Here is an 18922-nt window from a genome sequence, read left to right as displayed (position 1 = left end):
TTTAGAAAAAAATGGAAGGTGATGGAACTTTTTGAAAAATCCTTTCGTTTGCCAAACATAAGCTGAAAACAACCATTTCAATCAACATATATCATTCTTCAAATTATCAATCACAATTATCTAACAAAATAGAAATTTGATGAACATCACTAAAAACACATATAGCGTAATCTTCAATCAACCTTCAATGGTTGAAACCACATTCACCAAAGATGTGGAAGGAGAAGGCTTGCGGCATATAAGGTATTTTATGTGATTTTTTCATATAAGTTATATTTTCATGTAAACCGCAAGCATTATCAAAACGATGCTTGCGGTTTTTTTTTACCTAATTCTTCAACTATGCACAATTTTTACAAACTCTTTTCCATCCTTGACAAATGGAAACACTATTATTTTGGTGCAGCATTACTGCTCATATTTTCCACCTTTATTAGAATGTTGGAACCCAAAGTATTGCAAGTCACCATTGACGGAGTAATCGTGTATTTTCAGTCTAATGGCACACAACAAGCTACCACAAACGACACATTTGCACAGTGGATTTACAACATCATTCCCGACCTCACTATGGGAAATTTGGTTTGGGTATTACTCTGTTTAGGTCTTGTATATCTGGGTATTGCCTTTTTTCGAGGGGCATCCATGTTTGCCTCCAGTGCCATTTCGTCCTACTGTACCGAAAAAGCCATCAAGCAATTTCGAGACAAGCTATTTGCCCACCTTCAAAAAGTTCCCCTGACCTTTCACGCCACTACTTCAACGGGTGAAATTATTCAAAAAAGCACGGGAGATGTCGAAACGGTACGCCGATTTATGCTCAATCAAGTGGTAGATGTCATCTTGTTGAGTTCCATTTTTGTTTTTTCCTTTTGGATGATGGCATCGGTTCACCTCACTTATTCCTTGATAGCCATTGCTTCTGTTCCAATAGTGGTTGGAACTTCTTACATCTTTTTCAGAAAAGAGCAAAAGGTATGGGAGAAACATGAAGCAGAACAAGATAAACTCACTGGTATTGCAGAAGAAAATCTGTCAGGAATTCGAGTCGTGCAAGCCTTTGCACAAGAGGATTCGGAGATAGAAAAATTTGAAAGTCAGAACCAAAGAAAATTGACGATTGGCAAAAAACACGCCATGCTACACGCTTTCTTTTGGCCTTTTTCGGATACCATGATTCACTTCCAAATCGCTGCCTCTATTATGGCAGGAGGGTATTATGCTTTGACCAATCAAATAACAGTTGGTGAACTGACCAGTTTTTATACCTATGCCATCATGGTGACTTTTCCTATGCGCCGACTCGGTAGGGTTGTGTCGCAAATGGGTATGGCAATGGTGGCTATGGAACGAATCTCCAAAATTATGGATGAACCCGAAGAAGATTATTCAGGCATTGAAGGTGGAGGATTGAAGGGAGAAATTGTCTTTAAAAACGTGTGGTTTCAATATCCTGATGCCAAAGAAAATGAATATGTATTGCAGGATGTGAGTTTCAAAATTGCAGCAGGACAGCAAGTTGCACTGATGGGACCAACAGGCGCAGGAAAAACCACGATTATTGCCTTGCTTACCCGATTTTTTGAACCCACCAAAGGCGAAATTTTCTTGGATGGCAAATCCCTGCAATTGTATAGCAAAACCTATCTCCGAAAACAGATTGGGCTAGTGCTGCAAAAGGCGTTTTTGTTTTCGACCACCATCAAGGGCAACATCGCTTATACACAAACGAGAGTGGACGAAGATGAAATCATTGATGCTGCAAAAGCGGCAAGTATTCACGACATTATGCACGTTTTCCCTGAGGGATATGATACTTTGGTGGGAGAGAAGGGAGTCACGCTTTCGGGAGGGCAAAAACAGCGGGTTACGCTTGCTCGAACGCTTTTGGAATCTACGGATATTTTGGTTTTGGACGATGCGACTTCGGCTGTTGATACAGAAACAGAATACAATATTCAAATGTCTTTGAAAGAGAAAGTGAAAGACAAAACGACTATTATTATTGCTCATCGAATTACTTCTGTTCAACGTGCGGACAAGATTATTGTCATCGAGAAAGGGAAGGTGACTGCCGAAGGGAATCACCTTGAATTGTCCAAGAAGCCTGGGTTTTATCGAAATGTTTATGAAGTGCAAGCAGAAATGGAGGCGGAACTTCTTTAGCGATGAACACAGAGGCACGGAGTTTTTTTTTTTGAATGAACACGGAGGCACAGAGTTTTTTTTGTAGGGTTTGAAGGATATCGAAATGCGTAGAGACGTTTTGGTAAAACGTCTCTACAAAATCATAAACCCCAACACATTAACACAACAATAAAAAATGCAACAATACAAACAATCAGAAGACGAACAATTCAAAGATATAGGAGCACTGACTCCCTTTTTGAAGCGTATTTTTAGCTATGCGATGAGCTACAAATCCATGTTTTGGGGATTCATTGTATCGGTCGTATTGGTAGCGATTAGCGATGCCATATTTCCAGCGATATGGATGTTTTTTTTAGACGATGTGATTACACCACTTGTTGAAGTCTATCAAAAAAGCTGGGACAAAGGAATTACCCCCGACCCCGATTGGAGTGGGCTTTGGTGGTATGGATGCTTGTTTTTAGCCAATGGTATTTTTCAAGTGATATGCGTATTTTTCTTTATCAGATCTGCGGGTTACATACAAGAAACGGTCATGTATGACCTTCGTAAAGAAATGTTTCACAAACTGCAAAAATTATCCTTTTCCTATTACGATAAATCAGCTTCTGGTTGGTTGTTGTCGAGGATTACCTCCGATACCGAGCGAGTGGTAGAGTTGATTTCGTGGGGATTTTTGGAGTGTATTTGGGGAATGACCATGATTACAATCTGCTTGTCGATCATGTTGTTCTTCAATTGGCAATTGACACTAATCGTATTAGCTGCCATACCGATATTGGTTTTGGTTTCGGTCAAAATCCGAATGCTGATTTTGAAGTATTCTCGTGAATCTCGAAAAATCAACAGCGAACTGACCGCAAGTTTTACAGAACACAACAACGGTGTGCAGGTTAACAAAATCACCGCTCAAGAAGAAAGAGTAAGCAGAGAATTTAGGGGATTGAGCGACAACATGAGAAAATCATCTTTCATGGCGCAATATTATACAGCAATGTATATGCCTTTGGTGATTTTTATTGGTTCGGCGGCTGGTGGATTGGTCTTGTTTTTAGGTGGGCAAATGGCGTTGGCGATACCTACGGGCATTACTATCGGAACACTTGCAGCTTTCTTTAGTTATGCTACTCAGATATTTATGCCGATTTTGGACATTGCTCGATTCTATGCGATGGCGCAAGGTAGTTTGTCGGCAGGCGAACGCATTTTTTCGCTGATTGACGAAGAAGTAACGATAAAAGACGAAGAAGGGGCAACGGATTTTGGAGAAATACAAGGCGAAATTCAGTTTGAAAATACCCGTTTTGAGTATGTGGAGGAAAAGGTGGTTTTGCCAAACTTCAATTTGCATATTGAAGCAGGTCAGTCGGTTGCATTGGTTGGTGCAACGGGTGCGGGTAAAACGACGGTGACGAACCTTGTGTGTCGTTTTTATGAACCTACAAGCGGTACCATTAAAATTGATGGTGAGGATTACATGACTAAATCTTTGCAGAGTCTTCGTTCTCAACTCGGTGTAGTGCTTCAAACGCCGCATTTGTTTTCGGGAACGGTTCGAGACAATGTGAAATTTGGGCGGCAAGATTCAACGGATGAAGACATCATTGCAGCTTTGAGGTTGTTGGGTGCTGAGGATTTTGTAAGCCGATTGGAGGAGGAAGTAGGAGAGGGGGGCGAAAAACTTTCGATGGGTGAGCGTCAACTGATTTCTTTTGCCCGAGCAGTATTGACCGACCCTCGCATCTTGATTATGGACGAAGCGACTTCTTCTATTGACACCTTGACTGAAGCCCGTATTCAGGCGAGCATCGAACAGATGATTCAAGGACGTACTGCCTTGATTATTGCTCACCGACTGTCGACCATCAAAAACTGCGACCGCATTTTGGTGATGAGTCATGGGGAGATTGTGGAAGATGGTAATCACAAAGAGTTGATGAGATTGAAGGGTGCGTATTATGAGCTTTATACGAAGCAGTTGGAGAAAGAGAGTTTGGTGAAGGAGGAGGTAGAGATGTAAAATTCAAATACAAAAATTCAAAAAGATGTTTTTTGTATTTTTCCATTATGAAATCATTAGTCTTAGATACTTCCGATTTTAAGGACTTGCGAACAACGGACCAATGTCATTAAGTTAAGGATTTCGAGAGTTAGTTATAGGTCTTCACATTAAAAAGGAATAAATCGCAACCCACCCCTGCCCCTCCAAGGAGGGGAATACTTTTACCAAGTGGGAAATTCCCCTCTTGGGAGGGGTAAGGGGTGGGTTTAAGTAATATAAACAATCAATGCGGAAACCAATAATGTTTTTTTATCATTTATATTTATGGGTCAAATAGCTCTTCGATAATTTTTCAGTGTCTTGTATTTTCCGTTCAAATGCTGTATTGTTTTGATTCTGGGAAAACTCCTATGAGGGCGAATTGGCTCAAGATGTTTAATAAATAAGCTTTTGAGTTGGTCAAGTATTTGTTCAGGTTATTCTGCTAAAAATAATTGTACTACTCGATATTTCAGACATCCAATGGCTACATTTTGATTCACTGCATAATCTAATTCCCTACGCTCATTGACTTGTGCTACTTCTTCACTACATTCGTGTTCTACAATACTTTGTAAATTAGATAAGATTAAGGCTGCATGAAAATCTTGTAAATAAAACAGCTTCTGGGGAATGTCCACTAACCACCTCTATTTGTAATTTATTTTTCAAGGTGTCATAGCAAGTTTCACTACCCCAACGCTGTTGATACAAAGGTTTAAAATCGGTATGAGCGTACTTTTGTCGGTCTAATAAAGAGGTAATGAGTACTTCTATTTCTCCATTGTCTAACTCAATTCGGATTAAGCGTACCTTTAACTGACCTTCCGCACCCACTATTGATAAACAAACATTTAAATTCTATTTTTTTGTTAATTTAATGATTTTTAGGTTTGCTATAATCGGATAGTTACTTTAATACAAAAAATAGAATTTTAGGGTGCGAAAGGTCAGCTTTAAACGAGTGTCTATGTTTACTGGATGTCCCAACTGCTGCATTTCTTTGAATTCTTGCGTATTTGATTGCATATCAATGATTTGTTGTTTTTTGCCTGATCCCACAAAACGTTTAATTTGTATGCTAAATTCAGGACTACAACGCATCACAAATTCTAACTTGCGCTCCAAATGTTCATAAATCATACGAAAACCTACAAATTTCGCATCGTATAAGAGGAAAGCATCTCCTTGCTGAGAATTTTGGGATTTCAGGGTATCTAACCAATTATACACAACCTCATTTTCAGAAGTCTTTATTTTATCCATTTTGCCCAAAACCACTAATTCATTCAAGATATCATAGCAAACCATTAAGCGTGCCATCACTTTACCTTTATGTAAACCAAAGTGTTCCTCCATTTTTTTATCCTTATCATTGAATAAATATGCCGTAGAACCATCCGTAGCTTTCAAGATAAAATCCTTCCGCTTATGCATATTTGCGCCTGCTTTTTGATAATAAGAATGGAATAACACCTCATTCCAATCTTCGAAGAAAGTCGGTTTCAACTTCTTGCGAGCTATGCTAAAAGCACTTTTGGTAGTGCATTGTTCTAATTGACCTAATTGCTCAAAAAATCTACTAATTCTATCGACAAACTACGTTTCAACATATTGATAATCAATAAAAAAAATGATTAAAAGGCAACTTGCGGGTACGTAGTGCCTGAACGGAAAGAGATAATTATCTGTCTATCAAAACATAACTAATGGTTAAAACAAACGAACTTTTTCCTTCAATTTTTATATTCTTATAGCAACTTGATGTTAATTTATTAGGAATTTATTGAAGGTATTGATATATGGGGAAACTTTAAAAAATTCATCTGTTTAAGTATTTAGTTACGTTTTGACATTCAATTAGTTAAGAGTTTTCGTTCAAGCACTACGTATAAAATCAGTAGGGTTTTGGCAATATTTCGCTTTTTCACTATATGCTGTTGTTAAAAAACTTTTTAACTCAGAGATAATTTGTAAATTCACATCTCGCATAAGAGGGGATTCTTAGTGATTTTCAAGTAATTGTATGAATCTGTAAAATTACTATATTATCTCCTCTTTTGCTATTTTTACCTTAATTGAATGACATTGGAATTTGCATTGTATTGATGAATTATTTGTAATATATTTAAAATTAAAATAACTAAGCGATGACACTTGAGCAAATTCAATTCCTTCAATTAACACTTGAAGATGTTGGCGAACTAACAAAAATTAGCCGAAGCACTTTTTTCAATACATTTTCGGAGCAAAATACTCCTGCAAATATGCAGGAGTATTTGGATTTGGCCTTCAATGAGAAGCGTTTAGCATCAGAATTGAACAACCAAAATTCTACATATTATTTTGCAAAAGTTGGGCGGGAAACGGTTGGATATGCAAAAATTAATTGGGGAATGGCTCAGACTGATTTGAAGGAAAACGATGGAATGGAGCTTGAAAGGATTTATGTGTTGAAAAAATATCAAGGTAAAAAAGTTGGAAAAAAATTATTGACGCACATCATAGAGATAGCTGAAAACAAGGGAATGACCTATTTGTGGTTAGGCGTTTGGGAAAAAAATGAGAAGGCAATCCAATTTTACAAACACTTCGGGTTTACTATTTGCGGTTCTCACCCTTTTCAAGTGGGAAATGAACTGCAAGTAGATTATATTATGAAACGTACTTTGGTTAATAGAAAATGATGAACACTTCAATCTCAGAAAAAGTAAGTTCAAATCCAGAAAATGACGTTTTATTCTCTTTTTTCAAAATCAAAAAAGCAGAAGTAAAACTATATGAATGGGAATACAATGGATTTGATGAAGGAGGAAATTATCTATTGGGGAAAATGGGGGAAAAACTGCCACAGGAAACCAAGTATAGATTAAGCACCTTAAACGTTTTGGTCAATGCTAATACGGGCGAAATTTTTTCACTTCATTATGGACGCTATACCTTTCTTCTCAAACCAGATTACCAAAAATTGGGTTATTCTAATTCTGATGCGCTAAGAAAAGGTTGTACGCTTGATGATTGGATAGATATAAGTCAATTAGGAGAAGAATGGATGTTGATGCAAAAGATTGATGAGGAGGATGAAGAACAAGCACTCTTAGATGCCTATGAATTGACTAAAGGGAATGAATGAATTGTATAATGAAATTTATGTGAATATTTAATACCTTCGTTAAGCCCATAAAATCGAAAGAAGGGTAACAACAGTATATTCAACTGGTCAGTAGATGTGATTTCTTGGTATTGCCTAATCAAATGTATAACCACACTTCCCAAAAATATCAACGGAATAATAATTGGCAGTGCCATTAACACGTATATAATTCGGTTCATCGAAGATTTTAGTGGAATGAGACTTTTGTAGTTTACCCTTAAAGATATGGAATGTTTGAAAATCAGTATGTTCTCAAAAGAAAACTACAAAAGTCTTTAACTGCTCCACTAAAAGTATCCATGAGTCTATAATTCCTTCCATCATGCTGGTCAGTAATAAAATGACAAACAAAACAAGTGCAGCTATTCTAAGCCCTTGTAATTGTCAAATAACTTTTGTTACAGTGTATTTAATGAGAAAATCAGCAACAATGTTTTGGTATTTTATCCATTTTATTGCTTGAATCTTAGTGGTTTTAGTTTCTTTCTACCTAAAAAAGTTTTTGGTAATATTTTATACAATTGATGGTCTAATTTAGGATTTAAAATTGTTCCTTCGGGTTCACTTATTCGCCAAGGAAATAGATAAGTGAATGGCTTAGTTTTTCTGCAATGTATTGTGTCTTTATTTTGAATTACATCAATATAAATATTGAAATAGTGATGAGAAGTATGAAGAAAGGATATGTCTTTTTGAAGTATATCCGAATCCGTTTTTAATTGAAGTAATAACCTCTTCGATTTGGTAGGTGAAATTTCATTTTTCCATTTTGTGTATTTCGGTACTATTTTTTCCTCTATGGTCGTATCTCCATCCCAAACACTATAATAGGTTTCAATAAGATATTTGTCTGTCTTTAGTTTTTGGTCTATAGTGTCAAGAATGAAAATAACTTCATGCCTAGTTGCTCTGTTTTCCAAGAAGAGTTCATCGTTTTTCTCAAAGGTTCGGTCAGTTTGTTCTACTGAGTTGATCTTTATCATTACTTGTCCTTGAGCCCATTCAATCTGAAACAACATCAATAGAATAAATATAGATAGTATCTTTTTCAATTTTTCTTTGAATATAAGTAAATTATTAATTTCTCAAATATCCAAAAAAAATACTTAAATAACAAAACCTAAAAAAACAAAAAACCCCTCAGTATCAAAAGACACCAAGGGGTTTCCTAACTAAACTATTTCAATCAATTATTTCGGAATTATCCCATCAAGCCCACACTACGGTTCACAAAATCCGTCAAAGCTGCACCTTTCAACATACCCTGTTGAAGCAAAGCCAAGTCGTACAATTGTTTAGCCGCCTCTGCTTGTTTGTCACCCTCGTCCGCCAAAATTTTAGCCACTACAGGGTGATTTGCATTCACAATCACATTGAAGAATTCAGGCAAGTCTCCATACATATTCGCACCACCCAAATTGCTCATATCCTTCATACGACGCATGAATTCGGGGCGGGTAATCACCACTGGACTTTCGCTGCTCGACAAAGGCTCAACCTGCACCATTACCTTGTCATCACCAATTTGTGTTTTAAATAAGTCGGTCAAGGATTTCTCTTGGTCTTCGGTCAAAACCGATACATTTTCACCTTCCTTTTCCACCAATTTGTGAAGCGGATCAGCGTCCACACGTTTGAACTGTACATCTGTCAGTTTACTCTCCAAATTGCCGATAAAGTGAGGATCCAACAATTTGTCAAACTCCAATACATCGTAGCCTTCTCCCTTTGCAGCCTCAATGTAGCTGTGTTGGTTCTCTTTGTCATTGGTGTATAAGACAATGATTTTATTGTTCTTATCCGTTTGCAGGGGCTTCACTTGTTCTTGGTATTCATCAAAAGTCGTCAATTTGCCTTCTGTGTTGGTCAACAAACAGAAATTCTTTGCTTTATCGTAGAATTTTTCATCCGTCACCATGCCGTATTTCACCAAGACACCAATGCTTTCCCACTTTTCTTCAAAATTTGCACGTTCATTGCGGAACATTTCGTCCAACTTGTCACCCACTTTTCGGGTGATGTATTTGTTGATTTTTTTAACTTCTGGGTCACTTTGAAGGTAAGAACGAGAGACGTTCAGCGGAATGTCTGGTGAGTCAATTACTCCATGTAGCAACATCAAAAAGTCGGGAACGATTTCTTCAACATGATCTGTTACAAACACCTGATTGCTATACAAATGGATACGGTCTTTGCGTACTTCAAAGTTTGCCTTGATTTTCGGGAAAAACAATACACCCGTCAAATTGAAGGGATAGTCCACATTGAGGTGAATCCAAAACAAAGGTTCTTCGCCCATCGGATACAATGCACGGTAGAAATTTTTGTAGTCTTCATCCGTTAAATCTGCTGGTTTTTTCTTCCAAATTGGATGCGTATCGTTGATGATTTTGGGAACTTGAATCTCTTTGGTTTCAGGTTCTTCAGCTTCAACTTCTGCATTATCCGTATCTGTTGTTGCGTCCTCATTTGCAGTAGCTTCTACATCTTCTTCTACGACTTCTGCATCTTCAATTGCAGCAGCTTCGTCTTTTTCAACGGGTACATACTCAGTACGTGTACCAAATTGAATATCAACAGGCAAAAAGCGGCAATATTTGTTCAGCAATTCTTCAATACGTGCCTCTCTCAGGTATTCAGCAGCTTCTTCTTCAATGTGCAAAATAATGTCCGTTCCACGATTCGCTTTGTCACTCGTGTCAATTGTGTATTCGGTCGTCCCGTCACTTGTCCAATGTACTCCTTCCGAACCATCTTTGTAAGAAAGAGTGTGGATTTCCACTTTGTTGGCCACCATAAAAGCAGAGAAAAAGCCCAATCCAAAATGCCCAATAATGGCATCTGCATCTTTACCTTGAAATTTTTCTGCAAATTCTTTGGCACTCGAAAACGCAATTTGGGTAATGTATTTTTCGACTTCTTCTTGGGTCATACCTATTCCCTTATCGCTAATAGTCAGAGTTTTGGCATCTGCATCTACTTTCACTTCAATGGTCAAGTCTCCCAATTCACCTGCTGCTTCACCCAACCTCGAAAGGGTTTTCAATTTTTGGGTCGCATCTACGGCATTTGAAACCAACTCTCTCAAAAATATCTCTTGGTCAGAGTATAAGTATTTCTTGATAATCGGAAATATGTTTTCCGTCTGAACGCTAATGGTACCTGTTTGCATATTGTCTATATTTTGATTTGTTGTTAGTTTATTTCAACTCACGAAACATCAGAAGTCTCAAAGTCTTCCGCTGTTTAATCACTTGACTGTCTTTTCAAATGTTATGCCATTGCAGATATTATCCCTTTTTACTGACATTTTGGCGCAAATGTCATTGGATTCAGTGTCAGAATGGTCAAGTTGGTAGGGAAATTTTTTCATGAAGGGTTAACTAAAAATGGCGAAATCCAGCTATAAAAACCAGATTCCGCCATTTATTTTGAAGCAAAAAGCTTCCCTGTCCTTCGTTTAATTCGCCTTGAAGGTAAGAGTAAGTACGATATCTTGTGTGATGAAGTTATCGTAGCCTACCAATCCTTCCAATTCGCCCAAATCTTGGGCATCAAATTCTTCTGCAATTGACATACGAAGTTCTATGCTGAGCCTTGATTCATTCAAGGTCTTGATTGTAAATGTTTGCGTTTCACCATCTTGTTTGTCGGTGATGAGCAATTGGGTTTCATTGGCACCAAAAGCCCATGTATTGTCCACTGTTGTTGATGCGCCTTCACAGATTATAATTCCTTGGTCGTCAATTACATCACCATTTGTTTTAAAAATTGTGATATTGTCCTTATCACATTCGTCCAATTCGATAAGTGACTCCAAATCAAACTCGGAACGCAGTTCGGCTTCTATTTCAGGTGTTTGCATTTCAGGAGGTAATATTTGGAAATACAAGGCAATCAAGGCATCGGTAATTACATCCACATTACCGTCTGTGCTTTCAAGAGTCCAACCTTCTTGAATGGTTAAATAATCTGTTTTTGTGAGTTGAATTTCTCCATCTTTTTTGCATGATTGAAAACCAAAAATGAATCCAATCGTCAAAACTAACATAAACATTCTCTTAATCTGTTGCATGATAAATGTTTTATTGGGGTTAAATGATTGTTGTAACTTATACATCAATGTGGTTACAACTTTATTAATTGTTTGATGCTACAAATTTAAGGTACATTTAAGCCTTACCCAATTACATTTTAGTTCATTTATTTTCACTCTGTTTTACAAAAGAGGAAGGAACTCGGGGAATAAAAAAAAGAAGATTTGTTATTAATGACAAAGGTAAGATGTTTACTATCAATAAAGTAGCAAATGGATTTTCATCCTCTTTTTTACTGTACAAATTTTGATGCTTATCCCAAAACTCAAAATTCACGTCTCCAAAAAATATTTTTTTCATGTAAATACTTTTGAAGTTTGTTCTGAAAAATATGGAATGTTTGAAAACCAACACTTTCTCAAAAATTGAACAATGCCGTCTTTGCTTTTTACCAAGATTTGAAGGCAGTTTGCTGCAAAATATAACAGGGGTGATTTTTTCCTATTGCAGAAAAAACGGGATTTTGACTACCGCCAAATTGGGATTGAAGTAGATTTTTTGAGAGGACTTTTTTGAATAAGCTATTTTTCAGGCGTATTTCGTCCAAAATCGTCCTGCAATCGGACAATATCATTTTCATTTGAAGGATTGTTTGGGTCGGTATGCTGCCAAATTTCGGCTATTTTTCCCCAATCGTCTAAGCCGACCAATCGGTGTCTTTCACCTTGCGAAAGCGTAATGACATCACCTACTTCAAAATATTCTACTGCCTGTTCTTCATCGGTTTGACTACGCACAATGCCGACCCGCCCTTCAACGACCCGCCAGACTTCTGAACGGCGGTGATGGTACTGCCAAGACAAACGTTTGTTGGGTGCAACCAATAAAATTTTCGGACTGACCATTCGACCATCTACCAAATCGTTGGTAGATTGTTCGGGAAAATAGGTCTCTACGAACTTTGCAGCTTGTTGTTCTTCAATGACAAAGAAACCACCCCACGGACGATTGCTGTCTTTTCGTTCGATAGTGAATCCTTGCGATAATAATGTTTGTTCGGTTGCTTCAAAAATGGATATTAGGGTATTCATGTTGGATAATTTGATTGAAATCTCACTTCTCTGCTCTCTCGTCCAAAAACTAAAAGTAGGTAATCGGAGCATCAAAATTCATGCTACTTTCGAATATTGTAGAAACTTAGGGCTTGCTAAACTGCAAAAACCAATTGTAAATGTCTTCTCCTGCAAATACACGTTTCCAAGTATCGTGATCCATATCTTCATGAATCGTAAAGCGAACATAGTCGTGTCCTAGTTCCTCTAATTTGTTGAGTCCTTCAAAAAAATATTGGGTTTGAACCACATAATCACGCCCACCTGCAAACGCCCAAACAGGCAGTTTTTCCTCAGCAATAGGAGGCATCAAATCGGGGTGTCCCCAACCCACGACAGGACTAATAGCTGCAAATATTTTGGCATGTTTGCTCGCCATATACCAAGTGCCATATCCCCCATAACTAATTCCGCTTAAATACAGACGTTTCGAATCTCCATTGTAGTTTTTGAGTACGAGGTCAATCATGGTGAGTAAGTCTTGTTCGCACTTTTCCCATCCATCAGGAGGCAATGCTTCCAACGTTTCGGCAGGAACTGCGCCTTTCATTTTTCCTTCCGTTTCAAAATTGGCTTCCCGTTCAGGCACGCCTTCCTCTAAACGTTTGGGAATGGCATTTTTGTTGCGGTCGGAGAGGTAAGAAATCCCGATGGTATCTCTGCCAAACATGGGCAATTGTGGTCCAATGATAATGAATGGTAAATCTCTTTTTTGCACCCAAGCTTCATAAAGTGGACCGTGGGTAATCACAAAATCCAATTCGTCTTTGCCATTGCCACGCTCACCATCGCCATGTAAAAACAGCAAAACAGGCAATTTTTCTCCTTGACTAACTGCTTGTTTATAGCCTTTGGGTAAATACAAGAAGAAATCTCGTTCCTTTTGGTCAACACTGCTTTCGATGGGTACTCGAAGTAATTGGGCTGAACTGATTGAAGGAGATGAAGGTGTTTGCTGACAAGACATTGCAGTAAAAATAAGTATCAAAAATGTACTTTGAAGTAGGTATTTTTTTTTCATAAGCGAGTGAGAAATTTTATCGTATAAACTGAATTTTGAGGCATTGGATTTGTAGAACTTTGTACAAAAAAAGTGAAAATAAAGTATTTATGTGTGAATAATTCATTTTTATTTGATTTAAAGGGTTTTAAGTTTTGGGAGAATACAGTTTGTGGGTAGTCAAAATTGCCAATCCCAATAAAATACTCAACAGTAGCGAGCCTTCAAAGCCAAATTCTCCACCAGTCAGCCAGTCCGTATCGCTGATGTTTTGCTGCAAAAGACTCTGAAAATCAATGCCACTGACTTCATAGCCAAACACTGCGCCCTCCGAAAAATTCCAGCTTGTATGCAGCGCAATCGGAAACCACAAGTTTTGCTGATGAATGTAATAGATGCCGAGTAACATCCCTGCCAACTGCAAATTGACTACTGCCAAAAAACTGATGTTGGGATTGAGGGCGTGGAAGAGTGTGAAAATCATGGCCGAAACAACCAAAGCCCAATATTTATTCATGGATTGCATAAGGTTGTTCAGCACATAACCCCGCACCAAAATTTCTTCGTTGAGAGCAATGATGATGCACAAGATGAAATAGGAGAGCAGAAGGTCAAAGTTAAATTGAATTGCACTTATCTCCAATTCTCCCAATAACATCAACAGCAGTGTACCAACTGCAATAAGCGCAAACCCCAATCCAAAACCTATTACAGAGTCCTTTACTCGATTAGTCCATTCAAAACCCAAGGATAAAATGGACGATTTGTCAAAATAGGTTCTGAACAGCCAAACAGTTATACAGGTAACAAAAAGACTGATTATTTGAATGAGGTACAACTCTTCCAAATCTGTTTGAAATTCACTCTCATCCATTCCCCAAAATAACAGTGCCACTAAAACAGATAGCAGTGTCAAATTGGCTGCCAGAAATAACACTACTCTGAGCCACGGTTGAATGATGCGAGGCAATGAGGGTGGTAAAGGTTGTTGGTCTGTTGAAGAATCGGGATTCATATTTTCAACTTGTTGGTTTTATGATAATAAGTCACTGATTTTAAACTGTATAGATTTTTGATAAATTAGTGACTGGTGATTAGTTTTCAAAACTATCAATCGTCAGTTGTTTATGCGAAAAATAAGTGAAAGCTTTTAGCCATCATAAAACGTTATTAATTAACCAATCACTAATACTTCACCAACCGCTGTGCCAACACTTTATCACCACTATTGATTTGCAGCAAATACACGCCAGCCACCAATTTGTTGATATCCAATTGCACCTTTTTATTGCAATTTTCACTTTCCAAACTTTGCTGCAATACAACTTGTCCTTTGGTATCGAACAAGGTCAAGTTAGCCGTATTTGCACTACTATAGAAAGTCACTTCAATGAAATCTTGGCTCGGTACAGGTGAAACAACAACGGATGCATTGCCGCTTGCTTCTCCTCTCGTCACTGCAATCGTTGGAGAAACACTCGACAAACCATTGTTGTCGTATTGTACAAAACGGTAGTAGTGAACACCACATCCAACTGTTCGGTCAAGGTATTTGTAGGTGATAGCAAATTGGCTGTTGCCCACCCCTTTTACTTCACCGATAATGACGAAGTTTTTGCCGTCATCAGAACGTTCAACCACAAATCGGTCATTATTGGATTCGGTTAGCGTCACCCATTGCAGTGAATTTCCATTTACAGTGGCTTCTCCTTCAAAGTTTAACAACTCAATAGGGTTTTTCTCACATGCAAATTGTTCGCTGGTAAAATTGACTCCATTGCAGCCAAAACCATCACTTATTACATTGATTTCATAGATATTCTGTCCATTTTCTGCAAAAACAAGGGTGAAAGTTTCCATAAATTCCAATTCGTCTGCAAAGTCACCTGTGATGGTATAAACCGCATTGTTGTCATATTGAGGATAGCCACCTGTCACCTGTGCAGTTACATAAAAATCGCCTGTTTGTAAATCACAAAACTCATCTACCAACAATTCTACAGGAGCTAAAAACAATACAGGACTACCTGCTGCAACAACTGTACAGTCATCTTCAAAATCAAGATTTCCTTCAATGTCTGCAAAACCCACTACTGCTGAAATGTAGTAAGTCGTATAATATGAGCCATTTGCAGGAAAACCAAAAGTGCCAGTGGTGTTCATTGCCAAAACGATTCCTGCGGTAGTATCGGCATTGGTATGTAGAATATAAGTCAATACTTGTCCTTCTTCAAGGATTTCGCCAGTTGTGGTAGAAGAAACTGTGCCGTCAGAACAAACTATTTGCAAATCAGATGCTTGCATTGTCCCTGCATCTGGTTCACAATCAGGACAAACAGGACCAGTGAAGGTTAATTCTCCAGCACAGCCTGTGGTGTTGTCCACTGCGGTAATGGTATAATCGTCACCGCCTAACAGTGTCAAACCAATCGTAGTTCCTGTCGCAATTGTTCCAGAAGCTGCACCTCCTAAGGTATAAGTCGTATTACTACCGCCCGAAAAGTTGATGTCAATCGAGAAATTGTCCGTTCCATCATTGAGGCAAGTTCCTTCTCCTACCAATTCAATAACAGGTAAATCAAATACATTGGTGATTTGAGCAGATGTATCGGTGACAGTACAGCCATCGTCGCCAATCGCAATCAAAGTAACTTCATATACCCCTGGTTCTGCGTAAATATGCGTAGGACTGGTTTCCATTGAAGTGGTGTTATCTCCAAAATCCCAAATGTAACTGCTGGCATTCACACTGTTATTGACGAAAGAAATATTGAGGGGATTTTCACAATCAATATTTGGATCGACATCAAAAAGCACTTCTGGGCCTGTGAGTGCAAATTTGAAAGAACCCAAATTGCAGTTGTCGGAGTTGTTGGTATTGGACCATACGCCTGGAGTTGTAGGGAAATTGTTGCTCGATCCACAACTGGCACAAACGGCTTCATAAACGACTCCATTTTTGTCAAACCTTGAAGTTCCGCCGTCCACATGTTCGTTGTCACCTGCACCTCCAAAGAAAGTAGCATAGTTCAAAGCACTTGCATTTTCGGCAAGAACCATGAGGTAGAAATCGCTACCATCAGTGGTAGATTGAAAGGCATCGGGAGAAACGGTCAAGCCATTGGTAGTAGAATTGGCGGGAGATGCTCCATTTGTATTTCCGCCCCAACCTGCCACATAGATTTGTCCACACGTATCTACTAAAAAAGCAGTAGGTGAAATATCTGGATCACCGTCACCTCGTCCAAATCGAGTGGAAAAGATGGTGGTGCTTAGGTCGCTGGTCAATTTGTGAATGTAGTGTCCGCCACCTACATTCACAAATCCTGCATTTTCAATAGGGTAATTACCAGAGGTTTGTCCGACTGTATAGACGTTCTGTGCTTCGTCCAGTTCTACAAAATAAGATTGATCATAGGCAGAAGTTCCCAAGAAAGTAGAAGCCAAAAAGCTTTGCCCATCATTCCCAATTTGGGTGATGAATCCATCGTGTGTACCGCCACTGTAATTGCTTTGAAGTGAGCCAATAGTTGCGGGATAGTCGACGCTTCGGGTTCCTCCACAGATATAAAGTGTATTGTCAGGAGCAAGTTTTAGAGAGTAGGCAGCATCTGAATTCGTACCGCCTAAGAAAGTACTCCACTCCAATACGGATAAATCTTGGTTGAGTTTGAATATACAAGCATCTTGTGCGCCACCGTTGTAATTTGGAAACAGTGAATTGGAGGATGTAGGGAAATCACCAGATTGCGTACAACTTGCTACATATACATTGCTTTGGGCATCTAATATGACCTCGCCTCTTCCTTGATCCGCATAGTTGTAGTTCAATGCTGTATTGAGTCCATCTTGTTGACTGCCTCCTACAAAAGTAGAACCGACTAGGGCAGTTCCATCGCTATTGAAGCGAGTGACAATGATATCCGAGCCGTTTGGAAAAGCAATGCTATTGATAACGACACTGAATCCGCCACCAAAAGTTTTGTCATAAGCATTGGAGGTTGTGGGATAATCCGAAGAACCTGTTGTTCCGTATAATACCAATTCACCACTTTCGCTGACGATCAAACTATGCGGCATTTCATTGGCAATGGAGCCGCCGATATAGGTTGAAAAAATGAGATTGCTGCCATCGGGAGAATATTTGGTAATACCAATATCGGATGCTCGGTAACTGCTGGCATTTCCTCCTGCAAAATTCATTTGGAAGGCACCCATTGTTGTAGGATAACCTGCTCCGAATGCTACACCTGCCGAATACATCGCTCCTGTTGGGTCGAAAGTAGCGGTAAAACCCCAGTTGTCAGCCGTTGAACCTGTGTAGGTTGCAAACACTACTACGGGGTCAATAATGAGTTCTTGTGAAGGGTCGTAACCTTCTGGAAAGTCGAAAATAACAAAACGTCCGTCCAATAATTTGAAGTGACAGTCCACCGCTACTTCTTGTCCGTCAATGTATTGATAGGCATAAGGAGCTTGTTCAATCAGTGTATTGACCGAGGTGACGATGTGTAGGTTGTCATCTTTAATAAACAAATTGTCTGTACCTTCATAAAACAAGCGTATTTGAGAAGCATCGGCATGAGGAGCAACCATAAAATCATATTTCACATTTCCTTCTGCGCCATAGAGTCGAAAATCAATGTCTTCGTATAAGTTGTCGTAATCAATTTGACGGTATAACCCGACATTGGAGGCCCATTTTTCGGAGTCGCTACCGATGTAGTAATTGCGGTAAGTGGGTAAATCACAGCTTGCCCTTTTGGTTGCATTGGGATTGGCTCCTACAAATTGTACATTGAAGGCATGGGCATCTATTAAGAGTTCTTCGCTCCAATTTTCTTCTGGATGGTGGTGGCGGTGGTGCAAATCGTGGAGATCATTGTCATCCATCAATAAGTAGGTGAGTCGGTCTGCTTCCAAAAATATGCTTGCAGAGAACATTTCGGCTTGGAAGAGGATTTTATCTTCCCATTGTCCTTTGTTTTCGATGAAATTGGGGAAATCCTCCCTTTCGGTTTCACCAGAGGCTTGAAGTGGAATAGAAAAAATAGAGCTACTTATTATAAGAGCAAGAAGGGTACATAGTGCTTTCATATAGTGATGATGAATTGGTTAGGATAATTGAATTTCATTATTGACTTTTAAAAATACAATATAAGTTTGGAAAAAGAAGATACTGATAGAAAAAACCTTTACAATGTTTGGTTTGTGCAAACTATTAGGCAGGAATATAGGGGAATTGAAGGTAAAAAACGGGTTCTTAAAAACCAAAAAAGCTCACTCGACTGTATGTCGAGTGAGCTTTTATTAGCTGATACAAATAGTATCACAGATTTCGCAGATAATTCAGATTACACTGATAAACAAGATTTTGCTTACTAAGAATATTTCATCTTTTACATAGCGAAATGTAGGAATAGTATG

General features: G+C 38.6%; 16 protein-coding genes. 6 read left to right on the top strand and 10 right to left on the bottom strand.

Annotated elements, in window-relative coordinates; genetic code table 11:
• Positions 1-342 precede the first annotated feature (342 nt).
• Positions 343-2166 carry an ABC transporter ATP-binding protein gene (locus tag R3E32_09475; GenBank protein MEZ4884943.1) on the top strand — a complete coding sequence of 608 codons (1824 nt, stop codon included), beginning with the start codon at positions 343-345 and terminating at the stop codon, positions 2164-2166.
• 157 nt (positions 2167-2323) lie between these two features.
• The gene (locus tag R3E32_09470) at positions 2324-4171 is read left to right on the top strand and encodes an ABC transporter ATP-binding protein (GenBank protein MEZ4884942.1); all 1848 of its coding nucleotides are present in this window, start codon (positions 2324-2326) and stop codon (positions 4169-4171) included.
• Between the two features lie 458 nt (positions 4172-4629).
• On the opposite strand, the gene R3E32_09465 is transcribed toward R3E32_09470, so the two are convergent.
• Entirely contained in the window at positions 4630-4833 is a 204-nt protein-coding gene (locus R3E32_09465; protein ID MEZ4884941.1) for a hypothetical protein, read from the bottom strand.
• A 274-nt stretch (positions 4834-5107) separates the two neighbouring features.
• Positions 5108-5629, bottom strand: a complete 522-nt coding sequence (locus R3E32_09460) for a hypothetical protein (protein MEZ4884940.1) — start codon at positions 5627-5629, stop codon at positions 5108-5110.
• Positions 5630-6342: 713 nt separating this feature from the next.
• Here R3E32_09460 and R3E32_09455 point away from each other — a divergent pair.
• Positions 6343-6879 (top strand): GNAT family N-acetyltransferase, encoded by a 537-nt coding sequence (locus R3E32_09455; GenBank protein MEZ4884939.1) that lies wholly within the window; start codon positions 6343-6345, stop codon positions 6877-6879.
• Complete coding sequence (locus tag R3E32_09450; GenBank protein ID MEZ4884938.1) at positions 6879-7325, top strand: hypothetical protein; 447 nt, start codon at positions 6879-6881, stop codon at positions 7323-7325. The genes R3E32_09455 and R3E32_09450 overlap by 1 nt, the downstream gene beginning before the upstream one ends.
• 473 nt (positions 7326-7798) lie before the next feature.
• Here the strand turns inward: R3E32_09450 and R3E32_09445 are convergent, their stop codons facing one another.
• The 4 genes from R3E32_09445 to R3E32_09430 all read right to left on the bottom strand — a co-directional run bounded on the left by R3E32_09445 (position 7799) and on the right by R3E32_09430 (position 11743).
• Positions 7799-8398 carry a hypothetical protein gene (locus R3E32_09445; GenBank protein ID MEZ4884937.1) on the bottom strand — a complete coding sequence of 200 codons (600 nt, stop codon included), beginning with the start codon at positions 8396-8398 and terminating at the stop codon, positions 7799-7801.
• A gap of 149 nt (positions 8399-8547) precedes the next feature.
• Positions 8548-10518, bottom strand: a complete 1971-nt coding sequence (gene htpG / locus R3E32_09440; GenBank protein MEZ4884936.1) for a molecular chaperone HtpG — start codon at positions 10516-10518, stop codon at positions 8548-8550.
• A 288-nt stretch (positions 10519-10806) separates the two neighbouring features.
• Positions 10807-11421, bottom strand: coding sequence for a hypothetical protein (locus R3E32_09435; GenBank protein MEZ4884935.1), 615 nt, complete (start codon positions 11419-11421; stop codon positions 10807-10809).
• A gap of 124 nt (positions 11422-11545) precedes the next feature.
• On the bottom strand, positions 11546-11743 hold the full coding sequence (locus R3E32_09430; protein MEZ4884934.1) for a hypothetical protein: 198 nt from the start codon (positions 11741-11743) through the stop codon (positions 11546-11548).
• Positions 11744-11783: 40 nt separating this feature from the next.
• On the opposite strand from R3E32_09430, the gene R3E32_09425 reads away from it, so the two are divergent.
• Complete coding sequence (locus R3E32_09425; GenBank protein ID MEZ4884933.1) at positions 11784-11936, top strand: hypothetical protein; 153 nt, start codon at positions 11784-11786, stop codon at positions 11934-11936.
• Between the two features lie 28 nt (positions 11937-11964).
• On the opposite strand, the gene R3E32_09420 is transcribed toward R3E32_09425, so the two are convergent.
• The 4 genes from R3E32_09420 to R3E32_09405 form a co-directional block, all read right to left on the bottom strand.
• The gene (locus tag R3E32_09420) at positions 11965-12474 is read right to left on the bottom strand and encodes a hypothetical protein (protein MEZ4884932.1); all 510 of its coding nucleotides are present in this window, start codon (positions 12472-12474) and stop codon (positions 11965-11967) included.
• A 106-nt stretch (positions 12475-12580) separates the two neighbouring features.
• Positions 12581-13516: a prolyl oligopeptidase family serine peptidase gene (locus tag R3E32_09415; protein ID MEZ4884931.1), complete on the bottom strand. Its 936-nt coding sequence runs from the start codon at positions 13514-13516 to the stop codon at positions 12581-12583.
• A 127-nt stretch (positions 13517-13643) separates the two neighbouring features.
• Positions 13644-14510 (bottom strand): type II CAAX endopeptidase family protein, encoded by an 867-nt coding sequence (locus R3E32_09410; protein MEZ4884930.1) that lies wholly within the window; start codon positions 14508-14510, stop codon positions 13644-13646.
• Between the two features lie 170 nt (positions 14511-14680).
• Positions 14681-18592, bottom strand: a complete 3912-nt coding sequence (locus R3E32_09405; protein MEZ4884929.1) for a PKD domain-containing protein — start codon at positions 18590-18592, stop codon at positions 14681-14683.
• 66 nt (positions 18593-18658) lie between these two features.
• On the opposite strand from R3E32_09405, the gene R3E32_09400 reads away from it, so the two are divergent.
• On the top strand, positions 18659-18880 hold the full coding sequence (locus R3E32_09400) for a hypothetical protein (protein ID MEZ4884928.1): 222 nt from the start codon (positions 18659-18661) through the stop codon (positions 18878-18880).
• The last annotated feature ends 42 nt before the right edge of the window (positions 18881-18922 follow it).

This window comes from Chitinophagales bacterium (assembly GCA_041392475.1).
GTDB lineage: Bacteria > Bacteroidota > Bacteroidia > Chitinophagales > UBA2359 > JAUHXA01.
Note: the sequence above shows the minus strand (reverse complement) of the source record. Positions and strands in the feature narration are given on the sequence as shown.

What these genes read in the sequence shown, in the direction of transcription:
- R3E32_09475 (MEZ4884943.1), top strand. Translation starts at nt 343, where the DNA reads ATGCACAATTTTTACAAACTCTTTTCCATCCTTGACAAATGGAAACAC.
- R3E32_09470 (MEZ4884942.1), top strand. Translation starts at nt 2,324, where the DNA reads ATGCAACAATACAAACAATCAGAAGACGAACAATTCAAAGATATAGGA.
- R3E32_09460 (MEZ4884940.1), bottom strand. Translation starts at nt 5,629, where the DNA reads ATGCATAAGCGGAAGGATTTTATCTTGAAAGCTACGGATGGTTCTACG.
- R3E32_09455 (MEZ4884939.1), top strand. Translation starts at nt 6,343, where the DNA reads ATGACACTTGAGCAAATTCAATTCCTTCAATTAACACTTGAAGATGTT.
- R3E32_09450 (MEZ4884938.1), top strand. Translation starts at nt 6,879, where the DNA reads ATGAACACTTCAATCTCAGAAAAAGTAAGTTCAAATCCAGAAAATGAC.
- htpG (MEZ4884936.1), bottom strand. Translation starts at nt 10,518, where the DNA reads ATGCAAACAGGTACCATTAGCGTTCAGACGGAAAACATATTTCCGATT.
- R3E32_09435 (MEZ4884935.1), bottom strand. Translation starts at nt 11,421, where the DNA reads ATGCAACAGATTAAGAGAATGTTTATGTTAGTTTTGACGATTGGATTC.
- R3E32_09430 (MEZ4884934.1), bottom strand. Translation starts at nt 11,743, where the DNA reads ATGAAAAAAATATTTTTTGGAGACGTGAATTTTGAGTTTTGGGATAAG.
- R3E32_09420 (MEZ4884932.1), bottom strand. Translation starts at nt 12,474, where the DNA reads ATGAATACCCTAATATCCATTTTTGAAGCAACCGAACAAACATTATTA.
- R3E32_09415 (MEZ4884931.1), bottom strand. Translation starts at nt 13,516, where the DNA reads ATGAAAAAAAAATACCTACTTCAAAGTACATTTTTGATACTTATTTTT.
- R3E32_09410 (MEZ4884930.1), bottom strand. Translation starts at nt 14,510, where the DNA reads ATGAATCCCGATTCTTCAACAGACCAACAACCTTTACCACCCTCATTG.
- R3E32_09405 (MEZ4884929.1), bottom strand. Translation starts at nt 18,592, where the DNA reads ATGAAAGCACTATGTACCCTTCTTGCTCTTATAATAAGTAGCTCTATT.